General features: G+C 55.1%; 20 protein-coding genes. 6 read left to right on the plus strand and 14 right to left on the minus strand.

The genetic code is table 11. From position 1 onward, the window contains the following. Nucleotides 1–25: 25 nt before the first annotated feature. The 3 genes from FGI04_RS10190 to dinG all read right to left on the minus strand — a co-directional run bounded on the left by FGI04_RS10190 (nt 26) and on the right by dinG (nt 5,216). Complete coding sequence (locus FGI04_RS10190; RefSeq protein WP_407336675.1) at nt 26–1,891, minus strand: M3 family metallopeptidase; 1,866 nt, start codon at nt 1,889–1,891, stop codon at nt 26–28. 30 nt (nt 1,892–1,921) lie between these two features. After that, nucleotides 1,922–2,890: a DNA-binding protein YbiB gene (ybiB, locus tag FGI04_RS10195; protein ID WP_342700549.1), complete on the minus strand. Its 969-nt coding sequence runs from the start codon at nt 2,888–2,890 to the stop codon at nt 1,922–1,924. A gap of 202 nt (nt 2,891–3,092) precedes the next feature. After that, on the minus strand, nt 3,093–5,216 hold the full coding sequence (dinG, locus tag FGI04_RS10200) for an ATP-dependent DNA helicase DinG (protein WP_342700548.1): 2,124 nt from the start codon (nt 5,214–5,216) through the stop codon (nt 3,093–3,095). Nucleotides 5,217–5,448: 232 nt separating this feature from the next. Here dinG and FGI04_RS10205 point away from each other — a divergent pair, with 232 nt between their 5' ends. Continuing rightward, the gene (locus FGI04_RS10205; RefSeq protein WP_012770198.1) at nt 5,449–5,556 is read left to right on the plus strand and encodes a YohO family small membrane protein; all 108 of its coding nucleotides are present in this window, start codon (nt 5,449–5,451) and stop codon (nt 5,554–5,556) included. A 116-nt stretch (nt 5,557–5,672) separates the two neighbouring features. Here FGI04_RS10205 and bglX read toward each other — a convergent pair whose 3' ends face one another. Together bglX and FGI04_RS10215 are read right to left on the minus strand one after the other, a co-directional pair. Next, nucleotides 5,673–7,988 (minus strand): beta-glucosidase BglX, encoded by a 2,316-nt coding sequence (gene bglX, locus FGI04_RS10210; RefSeq protein WP_342700547.1) that lies wholly within the window; start codon nt 7,986–7,988, stop codon nt 5,673–5,675. A 241-nt stretch (nt 7,989–8,229) separates the two neighbouring features. Further along, complete coding sequence (locus FGI04_RS10215) at nt 8,230–9,570, minus strand: aspartate aminotransferase family protein (protein WP_342700546.1); 1,341 nt, start codon at nt 9,568–9,570, stop codon at nt 8,230–8,232. A 396-nt stretch (nt 9,571–9,966) separates the two neighbouring features. On the opposite strand from FGI04_RS10215, the gene FGI04_RS10220 reads away from it, so the two are divergent. Together FGI04_RS10220 and FGI04_RS10225 are read left to right on the plus strand one after the other, a co-directional pair. After that, nucleotides 9,967–10,743: a DeoR/GlpR family DNA-binding transcription regulator gene (locus tag FGI04_RS10220; RefSeq protein WP_407273595.1), complete on the plus strand. Its 777-nt coding sequence runs from the start codon at nt 9,967–9,969 to the stop codon at nt 10,741–10,743. A gap of 96 nt (nt 10,744–10,839) precedes the next feature. Continuing rightward, on the plus strand, nt 10,840–11,526 hold the full coding sequence (locus FGI04_RS10225; RefSeq protein ID WP_407336676.1) for a glutathione S-transferase family protein: 687 nt from the start codon (nt 10,840–10,842) through the stop codon (nt 11,524–11,526). Between the two features lie 19 nt (nt 11,527–11,545). Here FGI04_RS10225 and pbpG read toward each other — a convergent pair whose 3' ends face one another. After that, nucleotides 11,546–12,505 (minus strand): D-alanyl-D-alanine endopeptidase, encoded by a 960-nt coding sequence (pbpG, locus tag FGI04_RS10230; protein WP_016942597.1) that lies wholly within the window; start codon nt 12,503–12,505, stop codon nt 11,546–11,548. Nucleotides 12,506–12,805: 300 nt separating this feature from the next. Here pbpG and FGI04_RS10235 point away from each other — a divergent pair, with 300 nt between their 5' ends. Then, complete coding sequence (locus tag FGI04_RS10235) at nt 12,806–13,486, plus strand: epoxyqueuosine reductase QueH (protein ID WP_342700664.1); 681 nt, start codon at nt 12,806–12,808, stop codon at nt 13,484–13,486. A gap of 51 nt (nt 13,487–13,537) precedes the next feature. Here FGI04_RS10235 and cyaB read toward each other — a convergent pair whose 3' ends face one another. From cyaB to FGI04_RS10255, 4 genes are all read right to left on the minus strand, one after another. Further along, nucleotides 13,538–14,077, minus strand: a complete 540-nt coding sequence (gene cyaB, locus FGI04_RS10240; protein WP_012885110.1) for a class IV adenylate cyclase — start codon at nt 14,075–14,077, stop codon at nt 13,538–13,540. Nucleotides 14,078–14,807: 730 nt separating this feature from the next. Continuing rightward, the gene (fos, locus tag FGI04_RS10245; RefSeq protein ID WP_407273598.1) at nt 14,808–15,215 is read right to left on the minus strand and encodes a fosfomycin resistance glutathione transferase; all 408 of its coding nucleotides are present in this window, start codon (nt 15,213–15,215) and stop codon (nt 14,808–14,810) included. 103 nt (nt 15,216–15,318) lie between these two features. Further along, nucleotides 15,319–16,254: a tRNA dihydrouridine(16) synthase DusC gene (gene dusC / locus FGI04_RS10250; protein ID WP_407336677.1), complete on the minus strand. Its 936-nt coding sequence runs from the start codon at nt 16,252–16,254 to the stop codon at nt 15,319–15,321. Nucleotides 16,255–16,402: 148 nt separating this feature from the next. Further along, nucleotides 16,403–17,998: an ABC transporter substrate-binding protein gene (locus FGI04_RS10255; RefSeq protein WP_407336678.1), complete on the minus strand. Its 1,596-nt coding sequence runs from the start codon at nt 17,996–17,998 to the stop codon at nt 16,403–16,405. 114 nt (nt 17,999–18,112) lie between these two features. Here FGI04_RS10255 and pepT point away from each other — a divergent pair, with 114 nt between their 5' ends. Next, entirely contained in the window at nt 18,113–19,354 is a 1,242-nt protein-coding gene (gene pepT, locus FGI04_RS10260) for a peptidase T (RefSeq protein WP_407273600.1), read from the plus strand. Here pepT and FGI04_RS10265 read toward each other — a convergent pair. From FGI04_RS10265 to FGI04_RS10275, 3 genes are all read right to left on the minus strand, one after another. Beyond that, nucleotides 19,346–20,221 carry an AraC family transcriptional regulator gene (locus FGI04_RS10265; RefSeq protein ID WP_407336679.1) on the minus strand — a complete coding sequence of 292 codons (876 nt, stop codon included), beginning with the start codon at nt 20,219–20,221 and terminating at the stop codon, nt 19,346–19,348. The genes pepT and FGI04_RS10265 overlap by 9 nt on opposite strands. A gap of 161 nt (nt 20,222–20,382) precedes the next feature. Beyond that, entirely contained in the window at nt 20,383–21,345 is a 963-nt protein-coding gene (locus FGI04_RS10270) for a DMT family transporter (RefSeq protein ID WP_407336680.1), read from the minus strand. A 63-nt stretch (nt 21,346–21,408) separates the two neighbouring features. Continuing rightward, nucleotides 21,409–22,152 carry an AraC family transcriptional regulator gene (locus FGI04_RS10275; protein WP_407336681.1) on the minus strand — a complete coding sequence of 248 codons (744 nt, stop codon included), beginning with the start codon at nt 22,150–22,152 and terminating at the stop codon, nt 21,409–21,411. Nucleotides 22,153–22,356: 204 nt separating this feature from the next. Between FGI04_RS10275 and FGI04_RS10280 the strand changes: the two genes are divergently transcribed. Then, complete coding sequence (locus FGI04_RS10280) at nt 22,357–23,253, plus strand: DMT family transporter (protein WP_016942604.1); 897 nt, start codon at nt 22,357–22,359, stop codon at nt 23,251–23,253. 4 nt (nt 23,254–23,257) lie between these two features. On the opposite strand, the gene rhlE is transcribed toward FGI04_RS10280, so the two are convergent. Beyond that, the gene (rhlE, locus tag FGI04_RS10285) at nt 23,258–24,628 is read right to left on the minus strand and encodes an ATP-dependent RNA helicase RhlE (protein ID WP_407336682.1); all 1,371 of its coding nucleotides are present in this window, start codon (nt 24,626–24,628) and stop codon (nt 23,258–23,260) included. Between the last annotated feature and the right edge of the window lie 277 nt (nt 24,629–24,905).

Consider the following 24,905-nt stretch of genomic DNA (forward strand, 5'->3'; position numbering starts at 1 on the left):
GGTTCGCCACAGCACCTGTGCGTACTCAGGCATGAAGCAGATAGGTTTCCTCAATCACACGAGCGAATGCCTGACACATGACGTCATCGCCGTCCTGATTGTCTGCCAGCACCGTATCACCATCCACCACCTGGATATGGGCGTTGAGGGGAAAATCCGCCGCAGGTTGCGGGCGCGACATAGCAGCGGCAATGGTGGCCTGTGCCTGCTGCCACGCCTGCTCAACCGTCAGGTTGCATTCATGGGCCAGATAGTCTGGATTGAATCCTTCGCCTGTCAGGCTGCGTAGTGTTTCATCGTGGCTCAGGCTATTGCCGGGTTGCCAGTAATGGCGCGTCAAATCTGGGCCAATCGCCGGGTTATCCGTCAAATAGCCATCACGCTGGCGGAAGAAATGCCGCGTTTGTTCTACTGCCATCATCGCCAACAGGTACCCCTGATAGGAACAGGCCGACTCCATCGACAACAGATGTGGAATCGCTATCGTCGGGCGTGGACTGCCGCTGATGCCGAGAATACGTTGCTCAGTCTCGCGGGCCAGCTGCAAAATCGCCTCGGGCGTGCGCGCCTTGTCATCCATGCAGTACAACTGCCATTCGAAATACGGCACCAGCAAAATATGGCGTTCGTTGAAAGCCCGCATCGGCTGGCGGGCGCGGATATCGGCCTGAATCAACGCATCGGGGATCACCTCACCTTGTGCGTTATAGGCATAGCGCTTGAGCCAGTCGGCATCTTGCAGCAGGCTGTCGCAAAACATCGACTGCGTTTCGGCGTAGGCCATCGACGTCGGCGGAAACTCCTGGGCAAAACACGGCGCATTCTGGCGGATATTGGCGAAATGTGCCGCATGGCCCCCTTCATGGAACAACGTGTTGATACCGTTGGCACCACTGCCTACCTGATCTGGCTGCGCCAGACTGGTGAAGTTGATGCGCGCAGGCAACCACCGACCTTGATCGACAAACGGCGGCACTGGCTGGTGCATGAAACCGTTTTCATATTTCCCTTTGCGTACCAACAAATCGAGCTGCATTTGCGCCCCACTGAAACCAATATGCAGACGTTTGAAGCTATCGACCCAGCGGGACAGCGACGCTGAAAACGGAAAGTACGGGTCCATCTGCCGGGTCACGTCGCCGGTACTGGCATAGCGCACGTTCCACGGTGTTAATGCGTCCTCGCCTTTCTCCGCCGCCAGTTGACGTAGACTACGCAGGTTGGCCTCACGAGTCTGTTCTTCGAAGCGGTCAAGAATGGCGAATAACTGCTCCGGCGTCATGCGCTCGGTCTTGTTGACCTTGTAGTCAAAGTAGTTGCGATACCCCATCTGACGCGCAAAGCGGTTACGCAGGCTGACCAGCTCCGGAAATCCGTGGTTAACCAGCCACTGTTCTAAATCACGCAGCGCCTGTTGTGAGCTACGCCGATGCGCCTCGTTATCATTGGTAGCCTGGTTGGTCAGTAACTCGCCAAGCGACGCAGCAACCAGCTCCCCTTGCTCGTCAATATGCATGGGCTGATAAGTTTTGCGGCGGGCGAACAACGCGTGCTCAGCGGCAATCAGCTCATCCATCAGCGCCTGCGCCTTCGGATCTTCAATCACATTGCAGTCAAAAAAGCGGTACCAGCCGCGTAAACCGTGCAGCAGCGCGTCACGCGCTTCACTGGCAGGCTCAGCCTCAACCGTCGCCATGTGTTGGCGCAATTCGGCCAGCCGTGAGGATTGCGCAATAAAGCGTTTCCAGGCACTCTCTGCCTCGGCAAAGCGGGTGGCAACGGTCTCGTCGCCGGTCCCCATGTAACACTGCCAGAAAAGATCTTCTTTCGTTTGATGTACCACCAGATAATCGCGGTTCAGGGCGTCAAAATACGCCTTAGCCTGTTGCATGTGGTTGTTCCTTATCGTTAATCGTTATGTTCAACCCAGTCGTTTTCGTATTGTCGACACCGCCTGCTCCATCGACGCGGCTTCGCCGGTTCCCACCAGACAACACGCCAGTTGCAGCCGAATCGCTTGCGGTATCGGTTGATCCCCTGCCAGACAGGCTTGCGTCCAGCGAGCCGTCGTCACCGCGTCTTTATCAGCAGGCAGTGCGGAGCGATCGACCGCGATATCCTGACGAACCTGCAAAAGATCGTTGCGCTGTTCACGGATGAAATACATTTCCGGGCAGCGCTGCGGGTTAGCGTACACCTCGCCTTCCGTGCCGTGCATCAATAACGCACGGCCGTTGATGTCCTGAAAAAAGGTACCAACCCGGCCGACGTATTCCGGGTGCGACACGCTTGCCAGACGCAACGCCGCACCTTCATCAAACGGCGTAGCCAGCTTGGCCAGCGTATGCGCGCTATTACGCACCCCCATACGCCAGCGCAAATCCAACTGACGCTCGATGGCAGGACACAGTAGCGACACCGGCATAAACACCGGCTCGCCCTCATCAAGCCGCTGCTGTGCCGACGGCGCATCACTCACCGGCATCAGGCCCAGCTCACGAAAAATCGCCTCGCTGGTCACACGGGTTGGGTCGTGGCTCACACCGTGCACTATCACCGGCAGCCCCAGGCGATGCAGCAACAATGCCAGTAATGGCGTCAAATTAGCTTGTTTACGTGCGCCGTTATAGCTGGGGATCACCACCGGCATCGGCCTGTTGGCCGGTACGGACAGGTGTAGCGTCTGTTCGCGCATCGCCTGATAAAAGCCTCGCATTTCGGCTTCAGACTCGCCTTTAATGCGAAATGCAATCAACAGCCCACCCAACTCCAGCTCCGGTACCTGATCATTGAGTATATGACCATACAGCTGATACGCCGTGTCCTGGTTCAGATCGCGCGCATGATTTTTGCCGCGACCAACCTCTTTAATGATGTGGGTGTAATCCATGATCTGCTCTCACTGGTAAGGCGATGGTTAAACGGTACCCTCGAACGGGCGAGTGGGTAGCCCCGGTTATGTGGGATAACACACTGGAAACATAGCATGAATTAGTCTGAGGGGAAGTGTGAAATCACCGTTGCTGCCCCCGACGGGAGCAGCAAGGAAAGCAGGTCAGCCGTTACAGTTTACTTTTGATGCGGCTGATAGCTTACGTTGAAACCGCAAGCGACTTATCATCGGGCATCGCACGCTGTTCGATAGGAAAAACGGGCAGCGCCGCCAGTAATTGGGCACCGTAGCCTTTGGTCAACAAGCGACGGTCGTAGATGACGATTTCACCAAAACAATCATGGCTACGAATCAATCGCCCGACTTGTTGGATCAGGCTAAAGGACGCACTCGGCAAGCTTTGTACCACAAAAGGGTGACGTTTGAGACTTTTCAGCCACTCGCCTTCCGTCAGAATGAGCGGGCTGTCGATCGGCGGAAAGGCAATCTTGTGGATGTGCACCTGCGAGAGCAATTCGCCCTTGAGATCCAACCCTTCGGCGAAAGACTGCAAGCCAATCAACACGCTGGTCTGCCCTTGCTGTACCCGCTGACGGTGCAATTCCACCAGCCGGTAACGCGGTTGGTCGCCCTGCACCAGCAACATCAGCCGCAGGTCCGGCACCTCGGTCAGAAATTGCTGCATGGCACGCTGGCTGGCGAACAACATCAGCATGCCTTTATGCACGTCGCGCTGCAGTTCCGCGCGAAAAAAGCGCGCCATCTCGGCGATATGTTCCGCTTCCTGCGCAATCAGCGGTTCATGACGCATCTGCGGGATCACCAGCTTACCCTGATCTCGGTGATTGAACGGTGAATCCAGCGCGATAAAGGTATCGCCCTCTTCTTCATCCAACCCGGATAGCTCTTTCAAGCGGGAAAAGCTGTTGAGCGAACGCAATGTCGCCGAGGTGACCACCACATGCGACAAATTACGCCACAGTAATCGGTCCAACTGGTCGCACACGCGAATGCCCGCGCAGTGGAAATACAGGTGCAACTGGTTATCACGCCGTTCCCGTTGCAACCATTTCGACACCGGCGCATTAGAGGATTTCTCCAACGCGGCCAATCGCCATAGCTTGCTTTGCGCCTCCCAATAGCCGTTGAGTCGACTGATACGCAGCATCGCCTGGTGTAACTTCACGACGTCATGCTTACCGGTTTTTTCCGCCAGGTCGTTTAACAGATACTCCGCCAGACCGCGCAGGCTATCCGTCAGTTTGAACAACCGATTGCAGCACTCGCGCATCTCGTCTGGCAATTCCCCCATCGGGAAACGGTAATCGGCATCGGGTTGGGCTGCAGGCAGAAACAGGCTGCTCAGGCGATCGAACAGTTGCAACTGTTCACGGATTTCACCGCAATGCTCACCCAGCCTATCCGGTTGCATCAATCGGGGTGACGACTTGGGCGGGAACTGCGCCAGACAAATCCCTACCTGCTGAATCAATTGATCCATTTGATGTTGTACCGCGCTGACCGTCACTTCGCCGGACATCTCCAGCGCATCGCGCGCCACATCCGGCACATGGTGACCTTCATCCAGCACCAGTAGCATGTTCTTTGCCTGCGGTAATACTGAATCGCTCTCCATCGCCGCCATCACCAGCGCGTGGTTCGTCACCACCACATCGGCGTCTTCAATTTCCCGGCGGGCGAGAAAGAACGGGCACTCGCGGTAATAATGGCAATTACGCCCCAAACAGTTAGCTTTATCGGTACTCAGGCGTTGCCATAATGCATCATCGATAGACTCCTGACAGTGGTCACGCAACCCATCCCAGGCGTAGCTTTGCAACGCCTGTTGCAACCGGGCGCTGGTGGTTTGCTCTTCACGGCTGGATGGCAAGTGGTCATCCATAAACAGCATCAAATCGCCCTGCGCTGAAGCCTCGGTCGCCATCGCCGCCAGATTACGCGGGCACACATAGCGCCCACGACCAAACGCCGCCGTGAATTTCAGCTCCGGAATGAACTGGCGCAACAGCGGCAAATCTTTGTTGAAGATCTGATCCTGCAACGCCACGTTGGCGGTGCTGACGACCAGCGTTTTCAGCTCAACGCGGCCAACGGCAATGCCGGGGATCAGATACGACAAGGTTTTACCCACACCCGTCGGCGCTTCAATCACCAGATGACGCGGGTAGTCCCCTGCCAGCGCTTTCGCTACCTCGGCTATCATCTGACGCTGCGGCGCACGGGAGACAAAATCAGGAATTTGCTGTTGCAGCGCTTTATACCATTCGCCAATCTGCTGCTTTAACGCGGGGGTCAGGGTCATGCCATCTCACTGTCGTTCAATCTGGCGGGTATTGTCCCACAGACCAACGGCAACGTCAGCAAGCACAGTTTTGATGCTGTGTATTGTGATATCGTGATTTTGTGACGTTGTCACATTTATCAGCCCTGTAACGGATTGGTATCAACACGCGCAGCTGGCTTGTATCCGATAGCGGAGTCTCTATAATCGCCGGAACGTCACCATTACCGGGGCGTAACAAAAGGATAACCGGATGAATATCAAAAAACTGGGGGTCGTCAGCCTGTTTGCGTTGTGCGCGTTAGGCGGCATCGGCGGTGTGATGCTGGTGGGGTATATTATTATCGTGCACGGTGGCTAACGCCGAACCGGTCAGTCCCGGCCGCCTGTTGCCGTGCAGCCGGTTTCCTGTCAGGCCCCTGCCTACATCGCAGGGGCCGTCTTCTGTCACCCTTGACGGGCTAAACCTGTCGGCATTTACAGCAAGGTAAAGCTGCTGGTTTTCACACGCTGGGAATCCAGCCCAATCATCACGTCAAACTTGCCCGGTTCCGCTACCTGCTGCATCTGTGCGTTGTAGAACATCAGATCTTTCGGCGACAGGGTAAATGTCACGGTGCGGCTTTCACCCGGCATCAACATCACCTTCTGGAAACCACGCAGTTCTTTCACCGGACGGCTAACCGACGCCACCACATCATGCAGATACAGCTGTGCCACGGTTTCGCCAGCCCGTTTACCGGTATTGGTGATCGTCACCGACGCGGTAATACTGCCGTTACGTTTCATTGTCGGGCTGGAGAGCACCACGTCCGATACCGCAAAGGTGGTGTAACTCAAGCCATAACCGAACGCATACAGCGGCCCGTTAGCCTCGTCAAAATAGTGCGAGGTGTATTTGTTGGGCGCGTCAGCTGAATACGGCCGACCGGTTGGCAAATGGCTGTAGTACATTGGGATTTGTCCCACGGAGCGCGGGAAGGTCATCGGCAGTTTACCCGACGGGTTGTAATCACCAAACAGCACATCGGCGATGGCGTTCCCCCCTTCGGTACCACTAAACCAGGTTTCCAGTATCGCGTTCGCCTGCTGATCTTCACGGCTCAGATCCAACGGACGGCCATTCATCAGCACCAGCACCAACGGTTTACCCGTTGCTTTCAACGCGGCAATCAGCGCTTTCTGTTCCGGCGGAATGGTGATTTTGGCCCGGCTGGAGGCTTCATGCGCCATCCCCTGGGATTCCCCCACGACCGCGATCACCACGTCAGATTTCTTCGCCACATCGACCGCTTCATCAATCATTGCCTGCGGCGAGCGCGGGTCCACCACCACGGATTCATCGTATTCATTGAGGAATTTGATCAACCCCGGATGATTGGTGATGTTTGACCCTTTAGCGTAGTAAACCCGGGCGTTATACCCGACGGCTTTACGAATGCCTTCATACACGGTCACCGCCTGTGCCGGACGCCCGGCAGCAGACCAACTGCCGATGATGTCGCGCTTACTGTCAGCCAGCGGGCCGACAACCGCGATGGTACCGGATTTCTTCAGCGGCAGAATACCCAGACGGTTTTTCAGCAGCACCAGACTGCGGCGCGCCACATCACGTGCTTCTTCACGGTGTAACCGGCTTTCGGCATTGGTATCCACCGGGTCAGAACCGGCCGGGCCAAGGTGACGATACGGGTCTTCGAACAGGCCCATGTCATATTTCATGTTCAGCACCTGACGGCAGGCATCATCGATATCTTTCATGCTGACCACACCGCGCTTCACCAGATCCGGCAGGTAACGCGCGAAATACTCGTCGCTCATGCTCATACCGATACCGGATTGCACCGCAATGCGCGAAGCATCACTCGGATCTGCCGCCACACCATGCTTGATCAGCTCTTTGATAGCGCCGTGGTCGCTGATAGTAATACCTTTGAAATGCCACTGGTCACGTAACACATCTTTGAGCAACCAGCGGTTGGCGGTCGCCGGTACACCGTTGATGGAGTTGAGCGATGCCATCACACCGTAGCTACCGGCATCAATCGCGGCTTTATACGGCGGCATATACTCCTGGAACATGCGCTGCGGGCTCATGTCGACGGTGTTGTAATCACGCCCGCCTTCTGCCGCGCCATACAACGCATAATGTTTGACGCTGGTCATCAGCGAGTGACGGCCGTACAGGTCATCCCCCTGAAAACCTTTTACCATCACGCGCGCGATTTCACTGGTCAGATAGGTATCTTCACCAAAACCTTCGGAAACACGGCCCCAACGCGGATCGCGGGTGATATCCACCATCGGTGCCCAGGTCATGTTCAGGCCGTCTTCGGTGGCTTCATACGCCGCTATTTTTGCCGACAGTTCGACGGCATTCATGTCCCAACTGGAAGCCAGCCCTAACCCGATGGGGAAAACGGTACGCTGACCGTGCACCACGTCATAAGCGAAAAACAGCGGAATTTTCAGGCGACTTAACTGCATCACCTGATCCTGCATCACGCGAATATCCTGTCGGGTGACGGTGTTGAAAATCCCACCGACCTGACCGTTGCGGATCATTTCGCGGATGGCCTGTTTCGGGTTATCCGGACCGACACTGATCAAACGAAGCTGGCCAATCTTTTCATCCAGCGTCATTTTTTTCATTAAGTCGTTAACGAAAGTATCGCGCTGTTGCTGGTGAGCGGGCGTTGCCTGTGGCGCAGTTGTCTGTTGCTGGGGCGTTTGCGCCCACAGCGGGCTACAGGCCAGACCGACCGCCAGCGCCAGTGGAGTAAACCATTTCATTGTTATTGCGAATTCCTTGTGCAGTTGCCAGTTAGGGTGCGACACGCTGCCCGATGAGTGTGTGGTTAACCAGGCGGCTAATGTGCCATAAAACCGCCAGCGGAAAAATGACTATCACGCATTTTCCCGCCAACGGTGTGACACAACACAAGGGCTGGGGAGGAATCACACACCGTGCAGACGCACTGGCACTCGCTCAGGCCAGCTATCGCCAGGCAATCGGCATCGCATACCGCAACAATCAGGAGCCGGTGGCGCTCAGCGCCTTATCCAGCGCGCCGACCAGCCAGTCGATATCATGCGCCTGAAATGCCAGCGTCGGACGCAATTTCAGCACGTTGCCATGTGGACCGGCGACCGAGGTCAGCACGTGCTGCTCACGCAGCTGTTCTATCACGTTCAACGCGCGCGTTTTGTCTGGCGTTTTGTTATCACGGTCGCTCACCAGTTCAAAACCGATAAACAACCCGGCACCGCGAACATCGCCCACACAGGCATGACGATCCGCCAGCCCTGCCAGTTCTTTCAGTAACTGGGCACCGACGACCTTGCTGTGCTCCTGCAATTTCTCTTCACGGATCACCGTCAGTACGGCTTGCGCCGCCGCCATCGATACCGGGTTACCGCCAAAGGTATTGAAATAGGGAATTTCATCGCTGAATGCCGCCAGCACATCGGGTTTCGCCAGCAACGCCGAGACCGGAATGCCATTTCCCATCGGTTTCCCCATCGTGATGATATCCGGCACGATACCGTGGCGGGCAAAACCCCAGAACGCGTCACCGGTACGGGCAAACCCAGGTTGTACTTCGTCGGCGATAAAAATGCCGCCGTTGGCATGGACCACATCGATAGCGGCTTGCAGGTAACCCGCTGGCCCCGGCAACACGCCGTCAGAGGAGAAAATCGAATCGGCGAGGAAGCCGGCAAACTTGATGCCGTGCGCGGCCATGTCATCGATCTGTTTCTGAATTTCATTCGCAAACCAGGCCCCCAAATCCGGTGCCTCGACACGATAGCGATCCGGCGCGGGGACCAGACGCGTCGTTGCCGCAATCGGCTGACCGCTACCCAGCGCTGGCGACGCACCGGACGTGAGCTCACTAGTGCCGTGATACGCCTCGCGAGTGACGATAATCCCGGTGCCACCGCTGTAAGCGCGCGCTACGCGAATCGCCAGATCGTTGGCTTCCGAGCCGGTACACATGTACATCGCCTTGGTGATAGCCGCTGGCACCAGCGTCAGCAACTCTTCGGTGTAATCCAGAATACGGTCATGCAGGTAGCGGGTGTGCGTGTTGAGCTGGCACATCTGTGCGTGTACCGCCTCAATCACCGCCGGATGGCAATGGCCGATACTGGCGACGTTGTTGTATACATCCAGATACTGGTTACCCGCCGCATCCCACAGGTATTGCTTCTCGCCACGCACCAGATGCACCGGGTTACGGTAGAACAGCCGGTAAGACTCCCCCAGCACCCTGCCGCGTTTTTCGGTCAGTGTGCGGATATCGTCGCTCAATGCTGCTGCGTGTTCAGCCCGGAAGCTGTTGGTATCCATGATGGTTGAACGTGTCGCCATGATGACTCCCGATTAAAAGTAATGTGCCAACGCGTGATGGCTACCGGCTCTCCGGTGCCGCCTGATGAATACTACCCTACACCAAAAGCAACAAAATACACAAATACAAAAATACGCACGATAAAAACGCAAACCTCACGCCTAAAAAGACCGCGACCCAACGCTTTATCACGCAATATCATCCTTTGTAATAAAAAAGGAATTAATCAATTAAAAACAAATAAATATACGCAATTGACTTGATTTTCCAGAAGACCATTGCCAATACAGTGACACCTGCTATGCTTAAATGCACAAAATTACACAAACAGACCAACCCTCTGTTGCTCCTGCCACTCTGCCGCCTTATCGTTATAATGACGGCGATTGTCATCCTGACCGAGAGAATGCCTGCTCATGCTTGAAGAAACCCGTCTGCACCGTATCCGCCTGCTGCTGTCGTCCCTCAACCGGGTCAGTACCGACCACATCATTCAGCATCTTGGTGTGTCGCGGGAAACCGTGCGGCGCGATGTGCTCAAGCTGGAGGCTCAGGGGGTGTTGCGTCGGGTTCATGGCGGTATCGTCGCGACGAATGCTGAGCCGGAGCCACCGCTATCCGTTCGCAACACAGTCAGGGAACAGGAGAAACGGGCGATTGCCCAACTGGCGGCGCAGCAGGTAAAAGCAGGCCAGACATTATTTATTGATGCAGGCAGCACCACCACCTTGCTGGCTGCGGAATTGCTGGTACTTCCCGGCATGACCATTATTACCAATAGTTTGAACGTCGCGCTGACACTCACCGCCGCAGAAACCGACGAGCATGCACCACATGAGGTCATTCTGCTCGGTGGCCACATGGGCGTGGCCGCACAGGCCACCAGCGGTGCTCTGACGGTGACGGAAATCCAGCGTTATCGGGCTGATATCGCACTGCTCTCGCCGGTCGGCATTGCCAGCCAGTCCGGTGCCAGCAGCTTTTCCCACCATGAAGCGGCAATTGCCGGAGCGATGTCTCGCAACGCCAGACAGCGCATCATGCTAGCGGATCACAGCAAGATTGGCGTTACCAGCCGCGTTATCTACGCCGCTCCCACGGATATCGACCTGCTGATTACCGACAGTGGCAGCAGCAGTAATGCCGACTTTCCGGCATTGCAGGCGGTTTGCGCTCACGTGCTGTTAGCCTGAACCGAGGGACGGGTTAATCGGTCAGTGCCATGTTGCTGATTTCGTGATACATCTAAAACGACACCGCCCATCGTTATATCCCCCACGGAGGAAGACATGTATCAGTTGCACATCGCCAATAAAAACTATTCGTCCTGGTCGCTGCGCCCGTGGATCCTGCTGAAAACGATGGATATCCCGTTTGAAGAGATCCTGACCCCGTTTGCCCCCGCCCCCGTCCAGACGGCATTCAAAACGTTCTCACCGACCGGCAAAGTCCCTTGTCTGGTTGACGATGGCATCACCGTCTGGGATTCGCTGTCTATTACCGAATATCTGGCGGAGGACGTTCCTGCGGTATGGCCGCACGACAAGGCGGCCCGTGCCTGGGCTCGCAGCGCGGCAGCGGAAATGCATTCCGGTTTTAACGCCTTGCGTAACCAGTGCTCGATGAGTTGCGGCGTGCGGGTGGAACTTTATGCTATCACCGTAGAATTGCAACGCGATATCGACCGGCTCAATCAATTGTGGCAGGAAGGGATAGAACGATTTGGCGGGCCGTTTCTGGCAGGAGCGCAGTTCAGTGCCGTTGACGCGTTTTTCGCCCCGGTAGTATTCCGGGCACAAACCTACGCACTGCCGCTAACGGGCGCGGCGGCACAGTATGCCAGCCACATGCTGGCACAACCGGCGATGCAGTTATGGTACCAGCAGGCACTGGCAGAAACCTGGCGCGAACCCGGCCACGAAGAGGAAATTGTGGCATCAGGCCGGATAGTTCAGGACCAACGGGCGGTATCGTAACACCGCCCTTATCCGACGGTTATTCATCTACCTCAGCAGTGACGCCAGCTCCGCTGCCATGCGGCTGGCGTGACGCCAGTGACTTCTGCTTCTTGTAGCTCAGCGCCGCTTCCGGTACCGGGCTCACTTTCCCCGTTTCCAGCCAGTTACGCAGGCGATTGGCATCGGCAAAATGGGTGAATTTGCCAAACGCATCCAATACCACCAGTGACACCGGACGTCCGCCGATCACCGTACGCATCACCAGACAGTGGCCTGCCTGATTGGTAAAACCGGTCTTGGTCAACTGAATATTCCAGTCCGGGCGATAAATCAGATGGTTGGTGTTACGAAACGGCAACGTGTACGACGGGTGCGTAAACACGGCAGTTTTTTCATGCGTGGTACTGAGTTGGCTTAACAGCGGATACTGTTTGGACGCAATCAGCAACTTCGTCAAATCACGTGCGGTAGACACATTACTGGTTGATAGCCCAGTCGGTTCAACATAGTAGGTATGCATCATGCCAAGCGAACGCGCTTTGGCGTTCATCGCGGTGATAAACGCTTGATACCCGCCACGATAGTGATGCGCCAGGCTAGCGGCAGCACGGTTTTCCGACGACATCAACGCCAGCAACAGCATATCGTGGCGACTAATTTCACTGCCCAGACGCACGCGGGAATACACCCCTTGCATCTCTTTGGTATGACTGATATCAACGGAAATCAGCTCGTCCAGCGGCTGATTGGCATCCAGCACCACCATGGCGGTCATCAGTTTCGTCACAGAGGCAATCGGTACGACCACATCTGGATTACTGGAATAGAGCACCTCGTTATTACGCATATCCACCACCATCGCACTGCCGGAGGCAATCTCCTGACGGGATGGGGCATGCTGTGTCACAGGTGTTTTAGCCACGGCCTGTGCTGCAAAACACACAGGGGCGGAAAGCAACAGCAGGCTTACAACAGAAAGCCGAAATTTTTTATTCATTATTCAATAGCTTAAACAGTGTACTGTTAACTGAAAAAAAAGAACGACGCATTATAATGCGCCGACGGATCGCACGCACTCCGCCTGTCTTAAAAGCTTTGTGACAAAGTTTGACAGCCGTTTCCCAACTGGTGGCCGGTTGTCATCGACAAGTGGATAACCGATACTGCCCACCGCTGATGTACCCATGAAGATAAGGATGACGCTGTGTCTGACAAGGAACACTTACCCCAAAAGGAACAATCTACCAATAAGGATCACTCCACCGGCAATGAACCGCGCACCGGCGTTCAACGCCCATTGCTGACACTGCCTAATCAGGCTGACAACCTGTTGCTGCACTCCTGCTGCGCACCGTGTTCAGGCGAAGTGATGGAAGCTATCACCGCGTCTGGCATTCAGTACACCATTTTCTTTTATAACCCGAATATTCACCCACAACGCGAATATCTGATCCGTAAAGAAGAGAACATGCGTTTTGCCGAAAAACAAGGCATTCCTTTCGTCGATGCGGATTACGACACCGATAACTGGTTTGAACGCGCTAAAGGCATGGAATGGGAGCCGGAACGCGGTATTCGCTGCACCATGTGTTTCGACATGCGTTTTGAGCGCACCGCGTTGTACGCGCATGAGCACGGTTTTTCGGTTATCTCCAGTTCACTGGGTATTTCGCGCTGGAAGAACATGCAACAGATCAATCAGTGTGGTGTCACTGCCGCCAGCCGCTACCCGGGCATGACTTACTGGGACTACAACTGGCGTAAAGGCGGTGGCTCAGCCCGCATGATTGACATCAGCAAACGGGAGCGTTTCTACCAACAGGAATACTGCGGTTGTATCTACTCGCTGCGTGATACCAATAAACACCGCAAGGCACAGGGCCGCGATATCATCCGCATCGGTACGCTATATTACGGCGACAACGCCGCCTCCAACAACGACGTCACCACCGATAAAGACAAGGGCGATAGGGGCTGATAGTCCCGGCTCGTGGAACAGGTGGTGTCACACGCTATTGGGTGATGCCACCTAATATCCCAGTAGTTGACGGTAGGAGCGGGTTTCGATGCTGTCCATCTGTAACCCAAGCCGTAATGCACAATCCTGACAATGTTCACCCAGAATATCCAGTTCCGTCTCGTCTTCTGTCATGCAGGATATCTCGACGAAATGGCCCAACGACTCAATATAATCCAGCGTGATGTGAAACCGGTCGAGAAAATAGATACTACGGGTTTTATTCACTTCAAAGATAGGCAAAAACCCCAGCGTTCTCAGCATGCTGTCTGTCATATCGAATGACTCCACGTTGACGGCCTCACAACGGCCGGTACGCGGACCTTTCACAATCCACAGCTTAATCCCGGATGGTGCCATGCGGCGTAACAACATACTGATATTTTGTTGCCCCAGTTTCTTTTCCGCTGAATCATAATAAATATCATGTTCCTTATTTTCGAATACGAACGACTCAGGATGATGGCTGAATAATTTTTCACGAAAAGCGATAATATCCTGAATACGAAATTTCAATTCAACTTCATATTTCCCTCTGAAATGCTCGTGCACTTTTTTTCTCCGCTTATCGGTTCTCTCTGACACGTCTCTTTATTTGGCAAATACCTACAAGCAGGACAACAGACGATCAGCTTATGTAATATTACTCATCAGATAGATTATTATGCTAACTTTTATTCAGGCTGTCAGGTCAGCGGTATAGCTCATGGTTCTCAATTATCACGCCGACAACCGTCCTGCACTCTACCTATCTGGAATCGTATCACCCGGATATTGCTCCGGATAACGACGCGTGAGTTGCGCCAGCCTTCATTGGCATGATGTGCTGAAATAAGCACCACAAGCAAAAAGCACAGTGTGCGTTCACCATGCTGAAAAAAGAGAACGGATTAAACAGAAACGCCATCTATTCCTTACCAGAAAAACCAGTCTTCCATTTTCCATCATGGCTGGCTGGCAAAATGAATCTCATTACGTCAGGCGATCTACGGTTACCGGTTATCATAACGATAAAAGCCAGTCGCTGTTTTTCACTTACCCCATACCCCACTTAACCACGAATCCTGCTTAACGCCCCCATATGGATCGTGATGTTTTTCATCACTATTTTCTCTATTTCACCACGTCATTATTACAAATCTTGCTTTTCGATACTCATGTATAGATACGAAAGCATAATAATTCAATCTGCTATCCCGCATTTTGCCGATTAGGAAGAGATATTGTTGTAAATTTTCTTTTCACCGCCCAGCTTCGCGAATAAAGCATCTAGGGTAAATCATCACGAATAAAACGTCATCGCACGATAAGGGGCCTGACGGCAGCGCGCCAGCCGTGACGCCAAATCACCGACGTGAGCCTCCAGTTGGTGACCGTCCGGGTCGAGAAAATAGAGCGAGTCGCCTTCGCTATGGTTATCTTTCCACTCTGTAACGCCCGCATCACGCAGACGCTGGCAAAACAACGGAAAATTATCGGCAGAAAGGCTGAATGCGTAGTGGGTATAGCCCGCGGCGATATCGCTACGCGTCGGCTCCAGTGACAAGCAAAGCCATAATCCCGGTAATGACAGATACGCCCCTGTCGCCCACTCAGCCTCCAGTCGCAACCCCAGCAGATGATGGTAGAACGCCAGGCTGCGCGGTAAATCGCACACCGATAATGTCAGATGATTGAATCCGGATAACATGCACAACCTCACGCCTTTCATGTCAATGGATGAACAGAACAGATACGACTCTCAGGTTACGACGCACAGGATGGCACAGCAAGGTATCGCTTAGCGGATACTGTTACCGGATACCGTTGATAACCCGCGCAATATCAGCCGAGGTCGTCAGCGCACGAATCTGGCTGAACAGCTCGCTGGCGTCGTCATACTCTTTACGCAGATAGCCCAGCCACTGTTTGATACGCGCAACGTGATACAAACCGGTGTCGCCTTGCTTCTCCAGCCGCACGTATTTCTGTAGCAATTGCACGACCTCCGACCACGGCATACGTGCCTCACGATACTTGATGACCCGGCTCAGGTTAGGCACATTGAGCGCGCCCCGGCCAATCATCACCGCATCACAACCGGTCACGGCCATACAATCCTGTGCGCTTTGCCAGTCCCAAATTTCTCCGTTGGCGATAACGGGAATATTCAGGCGTTGGCGAATGTCCCCTATCGCCGCCCAATTGATGCGTTCAGCCCGATAGCCATCCTCTTTCGTGCGCCCATGCACCACCAGTTCACTGGCTCCCGCCTGCGCTACCGCATCGGCAATTTCAAACTGGCGATCGCCAGAATCCCAGCCTAAGCGCACTTTTACCGTCACCGGCAGCGATAACGGCACCGCGTCACGCATCGCTTTGGCGGCCTGATAGATCAACTCGGGGTCTTTGAGCAAGGTGGCACCGCCGCCACTGCCGTTGACCAGTTTCGATGGACAACCACAGTTGAGATCAACCCCCCAGGAGCCAAGCTCCACCGCCCTGGCGGCATTTTCTGCCAGCCACTGCGGGTACTGGCCGAGTAACTGTACCCGAACCCGGGTACCGGACGGGGTACGACTACCGTGGCGCAATTCCGGACACAGGCGATAAAACGCTTTTACCGGCAGACGGCTATCCACCACCCGCAAAAATTCGGTGATGCACAGATCGTAATCATTCACTTCGGTGAGTAATTCCCGTACCAGGGAATCCAGCACCCCTTCCATCGGGGCCAGTAAAACGCGCATAACTCGACTCATCATAAAAAAGGCAGGTCATGGTACTGTCGGTGGAAGAAACTGTCGACGGGGAGAAAGCGTCGACAGGAAAAACGGTGTCACAGCGGGGTGCTTAAACGAGCGGGAAAGCCGAAACTCTCCCGCTGTGGTGCTGGCATTACTGTCGGATATCGACCTGATAAAAAATGTGTTTACCGAACGGGTCAATTTCGTATCCGCTCACCGTGTTGCGCACCGGCTCAAAGATCGTCGAGTGCGCAATCATCACGGCGGGAGCCTGCTCATGCATCATGAACTGCGCCTGACGGTATAACGTCGCGCGTTTCTGGTGATCCTGTTCGGCACGCGCCTCGGTAATCAATGTATCAAACGGCGGGTAGCACCACTTGGATGAATTAGACCCGCCATTGGCGGAAGTACAGGTAAATAGCGGGCCGAAGAAGTTATCCGGATCACCGGTCGCGGTGGTCCAGCCCATTAGCGCCGCCTGATGTTCACCGCTTTTCACCCGCTTCAGGTATTCACCCCACTCGTAACTGACGATAGTGGCTTTCACTCCCACCTTCGCCCAGTCAGCCTGAATCATTTCCGCCATACGACGCGCGTTCGGGTTATACGGCCGCTGTACCGGCATCGCCCACAGATCGATAGTGGTGCCTTGCGCCATACCGGCTTCTTTTAGCAGCGCTCGCGCTTTCTCCGGGTCGTATGGGTAATCCTGAAGATCAGACGCCGCGCTCCATACGCCAGGCGGCAGCAGATTTTTAGCCGCCGTCCCGGTGCCCTGAAATACCGCCTCGATAATCGCCGGTTTGTTGATAGCCATCGTCAATGCCTGACGCACCTTGAGGTTATCCAGCGGCGGTTTTTGGGTATTAAACGCCAGAAAACCGATGTTCAGCCCGGCTTTTTGCATCAGGGTAATGTCTTTATTGCTCTTCATGTCTGCCAGTTCCGCCGGGTTGGGAAACGGCATCACCTGACATTCATTCTTGCGCAGCTTGGCGTAACGCACTGAAGCATCCGGTGTGATGCTAAAAACCAGCCGGTCCAGTTTGGCTTTACCCTGCCAGTAATCCGCAAACGCCTGATACAGAATGCGGGAATCTTTCTGGTACTGCACCAGTTGGAACGGACCGGTGCCAATAGGCTCCAGATCCACTTTCTCTGGTGTACCGGCTTTCAACATCTGGTCGGCGTATTCAGCAGACAGGATCGAGGCGAAATACCACGCCAGGTCGGCCAAAAACGGGGCCTCCGCATGACTTAAGGTAAAACGTACCGTATGGTCATCCAGCTTGTCGATAGCGGTAATCAGGCTACGAAACGACAGGCTTTCGAAGTTGGCATAGGTGCCACCGGACACCTTGTGATACGGGTTATTGGGATCACGCTGGCGTTGAAAAGAGAAAATCACGTCGTCAGCGTTGAAATCACGACTCGGGGTAAACTGGGCGTTGTGATGGAATTTCACCCCTTTACGCAGATGAAAGGTGTATTGCGTGCCATCCGGGCTTATCTCCCAGCTTTCCGCCAGACTCGGCACCAGCTCAGTGGTACCGACCTTGAAATCCACCAGCCGGTTATAAATCGGCACGGCACTGGCATCCACGCTGGTCCCGGAGGTATACAACTGCGGGTTAAAGTTCTCCGGTGAACCTTCTGAGCAGTACACCAGGGTTTTGGCGCATGCCATCTGTGTTACCACCAACGTCATCGCCGCCAGTGCGATGCGTGTGAGTGTGTTTTTCATCCCCATCCTCGCTTTTTATTGACTTCCAGGTAGCTCGCTGAGTACAACGAAGCCTTTGATTATGGTTGAAAACAATACCGAACCTTCCATGGGGTTTACCAATAAGGATCCGTTATGAGTGATAACCTGACGCGCCAATTGACCGACCGTTTCTACCGCTATCTGGCGGTCACCAGCCAGAGCAACGCTGCGGCGACCACGCTACCGAGCACGCCAGGTCAGATGGCGATGGCCCGCCTATTGGCAGAGGAACTGCGCACCCTGGGGCTGAGCCAGATAGTGTGCGACGAGCATGCCACCGTCACCGCGGTGAAACCGGGCAATACCCCGACTGCGCCACGCATTGGTTTTATTACCCATATTGATACCGTAGATGTCGGCCTGTCACCGGATATTCACCCGCAAACCTTACGTTTTACTGGCGAAGACCTGTGCCTGAACCCGGAACAGGATATTTGGTTGCGCGTCGGTGAGCACCCGGAGATTCAGCCCTATCGCGATCAGGACATCATTTTCAGCGACGGTACCAGCGTGCTGGGGGCCGACAACAAAGCCGCCGTCACCGTGGTGATGACGCTGCTGGAAAACCTGCGTGACGACCAGCCACATGGCGACATTGTCGTCGCGTTCGTGCCAGACGAAGAAATTGGTCTGCGAGGCGCGAAAGCGCTGGACCTGACGCGCTTCAACGTCGATTTCGCCTACACCATCGATTGCTGTGAATTAGGTGAAGTGGTGTACGAGAATTTTAATGCGGCGTCGGCGGAAATCCGCTTTACCGGTGTGACCGCCCACCCAATGTCAGCCAAAGGCGTGCTGGTTAACCCCATTCTGATGGCGCACGATTTCATCAGCCAGTTTGATCGCCAGCAGACCCCGGAACACACCGAGGGGCGGGAGGGATATATCTGGTTTAACGACATCCACGCCAACGCCAATGAAGCGGTGCTGAAAGCCTCAATCCGTGATTTCGATCTGGCCGGGTTTGCACAGCGAAAACAACAGATACGCGACGTCGCCGCAGAGATTGCCGCCCGCTATCCAACGGGTCAGGTCAACTGCACCATCGCTGATATTTACAGCAACATCAGCAACGCGTTAGGGGATGACCGGCGCGCGCTTGACCTGCTGTTCGCCGCCATGAGCACACTGTCGATTACCCCGAACGTGATTCCGATGCGCGGCGGTACCGACGGCGCGGCACTGTCGGCCAAAGGCATTCTGACGCCGAACTTTTTTACCGGTGCGCACAACTTCCACTCACGCTTCGAGTTTCTGCCGGTACCGTCGTTCGTCAAATCGTATCAGGTGGCATTGACGCTATGCCAGCTCGCGGCACAACAACCATCAGTCTGAGCGGTGCTGGCGTAGCGCCGACGGCGTGATGCCGTATTCAGCGCGAAAGCGCTGGCTGAAATGACTGGCGGAGCTAAACCCGCAGGCCAGCGCGATATCAGTAATGGAACGACTGCTATGGCGTAACCACTGTTCCGCCTGCGCCAGCCGTCGCTTCATCACATACTGATGCGGTGCCATACCCTCACTCTGGCGGAACATGCGTGAAAAGTGAAACTCACTCAGCCCAGCTTCCATCGCCAAATCCGCCAGGGTGAGCGGCTCCCCCAGTTGGGCATCAATTCGCGCTTTTACCCGCCGTAACACCGCCGGTGCCAGCCCGCCGCGACTGCCCGGCGTCTGCCACTGCAACTGGCTGTATTGACGCAACATGTGCAGCATCACCATCGTTGATGCAGAACTCAGCATCATCTGACTGGCAGGATCGCCCCAGTTGCCGGTCAGCAAAAAATGGCGATACAGTGCTTCCAGTGCCGGGTCAGCGACAAAAATACGCTCATCCAGCCGGATAGACGCCGGGCTGCGATCCCAGGTTTGCTCCGCCAGTTGACGCAAGTGCTGATCGGTACAGTAAAAGTGGGCAAAACGCAGGCTACCGCGAATATCCCAGGTGGACTGGCTCTGCTGCGGCATCAGGCAAAAACGTCCCGGCGCACCACCGTTAAACCACCCATCCGGGCGCTTGTGGTAGCTTTCGTACCCATCCTGCACGTACATACTGAAGGTATGATGACGGGTATTTTCCAATGTGACCCGATCGTGGCTATTCTGCCAGACCGCCAGTTGCACCTGATTATCCAGCGTCACGGTTTCCTGCAACCGGGTTTTATAATGCTGTAACACGTCGAAAGCGTCGTACTGGCTCATTGTTCACCCTGCGAAACATCCCCTCTAGACAACAGAGTAAAGCAAGCGCTCGCTATTAGGAATGGGTCTTTCCGTGTCGATACGCCTTGCATGTCTTTTTTGTCCTAAACGCCGGATGTCCAGAATAACGGATCCGATACGAGCAGGCGCGACGCTTCATATCATAACGAGAGGGTTAACCGGTCTTCATTATCACGATGAGTAGGCTTTCGGTGTACGCTGATGCAGGATATTACGCTACAAACGACCAGCGTAAAGGCCGCGGCCTCCAGATACGTGGGCAGACGTTGTTCCCACAAAAAGCCGTAAATTAACGCGAACAGGGTTTCAAACAAAATCATCTGACCAACCAGCGTGAGCGGCAATAAACGACTCATCTGATTCCAGAACAGATTACCGACAATCGAGGCCAACACCGCCACTCCGATGGATACGCCAGCGAACTGCGCCCAGTCAATATTGCTATGGCTACTGGTGTTAAGGATGATGGCGACAGGCATCAAGGCCATCGACTGCACGCCGGTAACAATCCCCATCAGCAGATTCCAGTCGTGCCCCGAAACTGGTGCCACCCGTGTCAGCCAGCGGCTGTTGCCTACCGCGAAGCTACTCCATGATACCAACGCGCCCAGCGCGCACAACAGCCCGACCACTTGCGATCCTCGCGCGGTGGACACCGACGCCCCCAGTGCTTGCCAACCGATGCACAGGGCACCGGCTGCACACATCAGCAAAGACGGTAATAGTCTGCGCAGTGGAACCGCACCCTGATCGCGGCTACCGATCAGCGTCACCACCACCGGCATAAAGCCGATCACCAAAGACGTGATGGCGATACCTGCCATCTGCACCGCGCTGGACAGAAGAATGTAATACAGGGTGTTACCCGCCATCGACAGCCAACCCAGTGCGACCCATTCACGGCGCGTCAGTCGCCGTACCAGAGACGGCCAGCGCGGCACCAGTAATATCAACGAAATCACTCCATACGCAGCATAACGGCCGATGGCTATCTGCAACGGACTAAACGCACGTACCAATTCCGGTGCCAGGAAAACCAGTCCCCATAGCGCACCCGCTCCCATGCCGCACGCCACACCTGCTACTGTTTTTTTGCTATCCACTCTACCACTCTCTCCCCTATTGCTGACGAGAGAGTATCGCTCAAGGTATACCGCAATGCTTGACTAAGACTCGCGTACTTTAGGCCCAGACTCCTGCAATTGCTGCCGAAACGCTGCCGGCGTCAACCCTGTCGCTTTACGCATAGCCCGGGTCAAGGCGCTTTGGTCAGCATAACAGCCGCGGTAGGCAATCTCAGCGATGGACAGATTAGTTGTCGCCAGCCAATGCTGCACCCTGCCCAGCCGTACATGCGCCAGCCAGGCATGTGGCGTGGTATCCAGCTCGTTTCGGAATACAGCATGCAGTCGGCTGACGCTCATCCCCACCTGTTGCGCCATGAACTCGGTGGTCCAGTCCAGAAAAGGGTCGCTATCAATAGCCGATATCAATCCTGCCAGTCGTGAGCGCGGCGGCAACCCCTGACCCGTCAGCGCATCTAACAACAACGGCGTCCACAGTTGAATCCGCGATATCGGCACCTTCCCCTTGACCAGCATACCGCCCATATAGTCGATCAGATGGTTAGCTTCCGGGGCGAGCGTCAGGAACCGGCATGATGCCAGATAATCCGCTACCCAAGGCTCCAGATGACTGGACTCAAGATCCACAATCAAGAACTGGTTTTCGCCACAACTTTGCTGTGCATGAGGGGAATCTCTGTCAACATAGGCGGCCAGTCGGCGATCCAACTGCGCGCTCTGGCCTGAGATATCGATATTCAGCGAACCTGACAGCGGCAAAACTAACTGCGCATGTTCGTGACGATGGGGCGACTCCAGCACACCGTAGCCGCGAATGGACAACATGAAAGCACCAGGTACGAACATCTCTCACCACCTCACCACTACGGTCTGCTGATATATGAATGGACTACTCATTGAGATGAGCCAACACCGTCGTCTGCCCAACATAAAAAACCGCAGGATTCTGTTACTCACCGCAACCTGCTGACAGCCTGCTTGTCAGCAATGCCGGATAATGAGCGCCTGTGTAGGGTCTGGAGTATAACAATGAATAGCCTGCTTTATAGCGCCGTCGTGCTGATTTGGGGGACTACCTGGATAGCCATCAGTTTGCAGCATGGTAACGTACCACCGGAAGTGTCGATTTTCTGGCGTTTTGCCAGTGCCTCGACGCTGCTGATGGCATTTTTGATCCTGACGCGTCGCCTGCGTCCGTTGAGTGGACGTGCACATGTATTGTGCATGGCACAGGGGGCAACCGTCTTCGGTCTTAATTTCTTCTGTTTTTATCATGCCGTCGCCTGGATCCCGAGCGGGTTGGAGTCGGTGATTTTTTCGATGGCAGTACTGTTTAATGCCTTCAACAGTCGGCTGTTTTTCGGCACCCGCCTCAGCCGTAATGTGATGATCGCCGCCCCGCTGGGGCTGGCCGGTATTCTCCTGCTGTTCTGGCACGACCTGTTGCGTCTTAACAGCAGCCCGCAACTGCTGTGGGGCGTCGGTTTGAGCCTGCTGGGGACATACGGTTTCTCACTCGGCAATATGATAAGCGCCCGTCATCAACACAGTGGCCGGGACATTATGACGACCAACGCCTGGGGAATGCTGTACGGGGCGCTGGCGATGGGGCTGATAGCGTTGATGCTGGGTTACCGCTTCACACCGGAATTCTCACTGCAATATCTCGGCTCGCTGTTTTATTTGTCGCTGTTTGGTTCGGTGATTGGGTTTGGCGCTTACTTTGCGCTGGTCGGGCGGATCGGTGCCAGTCAGGCGGCGTATGCGACCTTACTGTTTCCGTTAGTGGCGCTTTCAGTCTCCACATTGTACGAAGGGTACGTGTGGCGCAGTAATGCGGTGCTGGGATTATTGCTGATTCTGGCGGGCAATGCGGTGATGTTTTATCGCCCCCGGCCACAGCCGGAGGCGAAAACCGCCATCTAGTCGATTATTGCGCGTTAGCAGGCTTATTACGCGGCGGGCGACGGCGAGCAGCAGGTTGCCCTTCTGGACGGCCTGCCGGGCGAGCGCCGCCGTCACGACGTGGCTGAAGTGGGCGATCACCTTGTGGACGCGCAGAGGCTCTTTCACCTTGTGGGCGATCCCCTTGACGTGGTGCGCCGCCCCGGCCACCGCGTCCACCCTGACGGCCGTTTTGGATCGGCTCGGCCTTGATGGTTGGGTCCGGCTCGTAACCCGGGATAGCGATGCGCGGGATCTCCCGCTTCAGCAGACGTTCGATATCGCGCAGCAGCTTGTGCTCATCCACGCACACCAGCGACAACGCTTCACCAGTCGATGCTGCCCGCCCGGTACGACCAATGCGGTGCACGTAATCTTCCGGTACATTCGGCAGTTCGTAGTTCACCACGTGCGGTAATTGATCGATATCCAGCCCACGCGCGGCGATATCGGTCGCCACCAACACACGGATGTCGCCGTCTTTGAAATTTGCCAGTGCACGGGTACGCGCGCCCTGACTCTTGTTGCCGTGGATAGCGGCAGCGGTGATGCCGTCTTTATTCAGCAGTTCCGCCAGATGGTTAGCACCGTGCTTGGTACGGGTAAACACCAGCACCTGCTGCCAGTTGTGCTTGCCGATCAGGTGCGACAACAGCTCACGTTTGCGTTTCTTATCGACAAAATGCACGTGTTGCGTCACCAGCTCGGACGGGGTATTGCGGCGCACCACTTCCACCGAGGCCGGATTGGTAAGCAGCTTGCCAGCCAGCTCTTTAATCTCGTCGGAAAAGGTGGCCGAAAACAGCAGATTCTGCCGTTTTGGTGGTAACTTCGCCAGCACCCGGCGAATATCATGGATAAAGCCCATATCCAGCATACGGTCGGCTTCATCCAGTACCAGAATCTCTACCTGCGACAGGTCAACCGCGTTCTGGTGCTCCAAATCCAACAGACGCCCAGGGGTGGCAATCAGAATATCGACGCCGCCACGCAGCTTCATCATCTGCGGATTAATGCTGACGCCGCCGAATACCACCAGCGAGCGCAGGCGCAGATATTTGCTGTACGCCTGAACGTTTTCGCCGATCTGTGCCGCCAGCTCACGGGTTGGCGTCAGGATCAACGCTCGCACCGGGCGACGACCTTTCGCCAGAACCGGGCGTTCGTTCAGCAGTTGCAGCAGCGGCAGGGTGAAACCGGCGGTTTTGCCGGTGCCGGTCTGGGCGCTAGCCATCAGATCGCGCCCTTCCAGCACAACCGGAATCGCCTGACTCTGAACCGGCGTCGGCTCACGGTAGCCCTGCTCTTCCACAGCACGCAAAATATCGGCACTCAGACCGAGGGATTGAAAAGACATAACGAGAACAACTCCAGAGTCACCCTACCCGGTATCTACCGGTGCAGTTTTTAGGGTGATGACAGATGGGTTCCGCGTCGCGTCGGCTTGTATGCCGCACAACGCCGAGTCCAGATGAATGGGCACAAACTACGGTGCATGACTGCCTGCGATTGTAACAGGAAATCGCTTGTTTGAGGAATTTTTATCTGTCGATCACATTTTATCCTCTGCATTGTGCGCAAAATAGTTTTGCTCTTTATGGATATCAATTAGTTACTGATTATAAAGCCCATTC

It is taken from the genome of Dickeya ananatis, assembly GCF_019464615.1.
GTDB lineage: Bacteria > Pseudomonadota > Gammaproteobacteria > Enterobacterales > Enterobacteriaceae > Dickeya > Dickeya oryzae.

Coding starts and splice junctions, on each gene's coding strand:
- FGI04_RS10190 (WP_407336675.1), bottom strand. CDS start 1,891: ATGCAACAGGCTAAGGCGTATTTTGACGCCCTGAACCGCGATTATCTG.
- ybiB (WP_342700549.1), bottom strand. CDS start 2,890: ATGGATTACACCCACATCATTAAAGAGGTTGGTCGCGGCAAAAATCAT.
- dinG (WP_342700548.1), bottom strand. CDS start 5,216: ATGACCCTGACCCCCGCGTTAAAGCAGCAGATTGGCGAATGGTATAAA.
- FGI04_RS10205 (WP_012770198.1), top strand. CDS start 5,449: ATGAATATCAAAAAACTGGGGGTCGTCAGCCTGTTTGCGTTGTGCGCG.
- bglX (WP_342700547.1), bottom strand. CDS start 7,988: ATGAAATGGTTTACTCCACTGGCGCTGGCGGTCGGTCTGGCCTGTAGC.
- FGI04_RS10215 (WP_342700546.1), bottom strand. CDS start 9,570: ATGGCGACACGTTCAACCATCATGGATACCAACAGCTTCCGGGCTGAA.
- FGI04_RS10220 (WP_407273595.1), top strand. CDS start 9,967: ATGCTTGAAGAAACCCGTCTGCACCGTATCCGCCTGCTGCTGTCGTCC.
- FGI04_RS10225 (WP_407336676.1), top strand. CDS start 10,840: ATGTATCAGTTGCACATCGCCAATAAAAACTATTCGTCCTGGTCGCTG.
- pbpG (WP_016942597.1), bottom strand. CDS start 12,505: ATGAATAAAAAATTTCGGCTTTCTGTTGTAAGCCTGCTGTTGCTTTCC.
- fos (WP_407273598.1), bottom strand. CDS start 15,215: ATGTTATCCGGATTCAATCATCTGACATTATCGGTGTGCGATTTACCG.
- dusC (WP_407336677.1), bottom strand. CDS start 16,254: ATGCGCGTTTTACTGGCCCCGATGGAAGGGGTGCTGGATTCCCTGGTA.
- FGI04_RS10255 (WP_407336678.1), bottom strand. CDS start 17,998: ATGAAAAACACACTCACACGCATCGCACTGGCGGCGATGACGTTGGTG.
- pepT (WP_407273600.1), top strand. CDS start 18,113: ATGAGTGATAACCTGACGCGCCAATTGACCGACCGTTTCTACCGCTAT.
- FGI04_RS10265 (WP_407336679.1), bottom strand. CDS start 20,221: ATGAGCCAGTACGACGCTTTCGACGTGTTACAGCATTATAAAACCCGG.
- FGI04_RS10275 (WP_407336681.1), bottom strand. CDS start 22,152: ATGTTGTCCATTCGCGGCTACGGTGTGCTGGAGTCGCCCCATCGTCAC.
- FGI04_RS10280 (WP_016942604.1), top strand. CDS start 22,357: ATGAATAGCCTGCTTTATAGCGCCGTCGTGCTGATTTGGGGGACTACC.
- rhlE (WP_407336682.1), bottom strand. CDS start 24,628: ATGTCTTTTCAATCCCTCGGTCTGAGTGCCGATATTTTGCGTGCTGTG.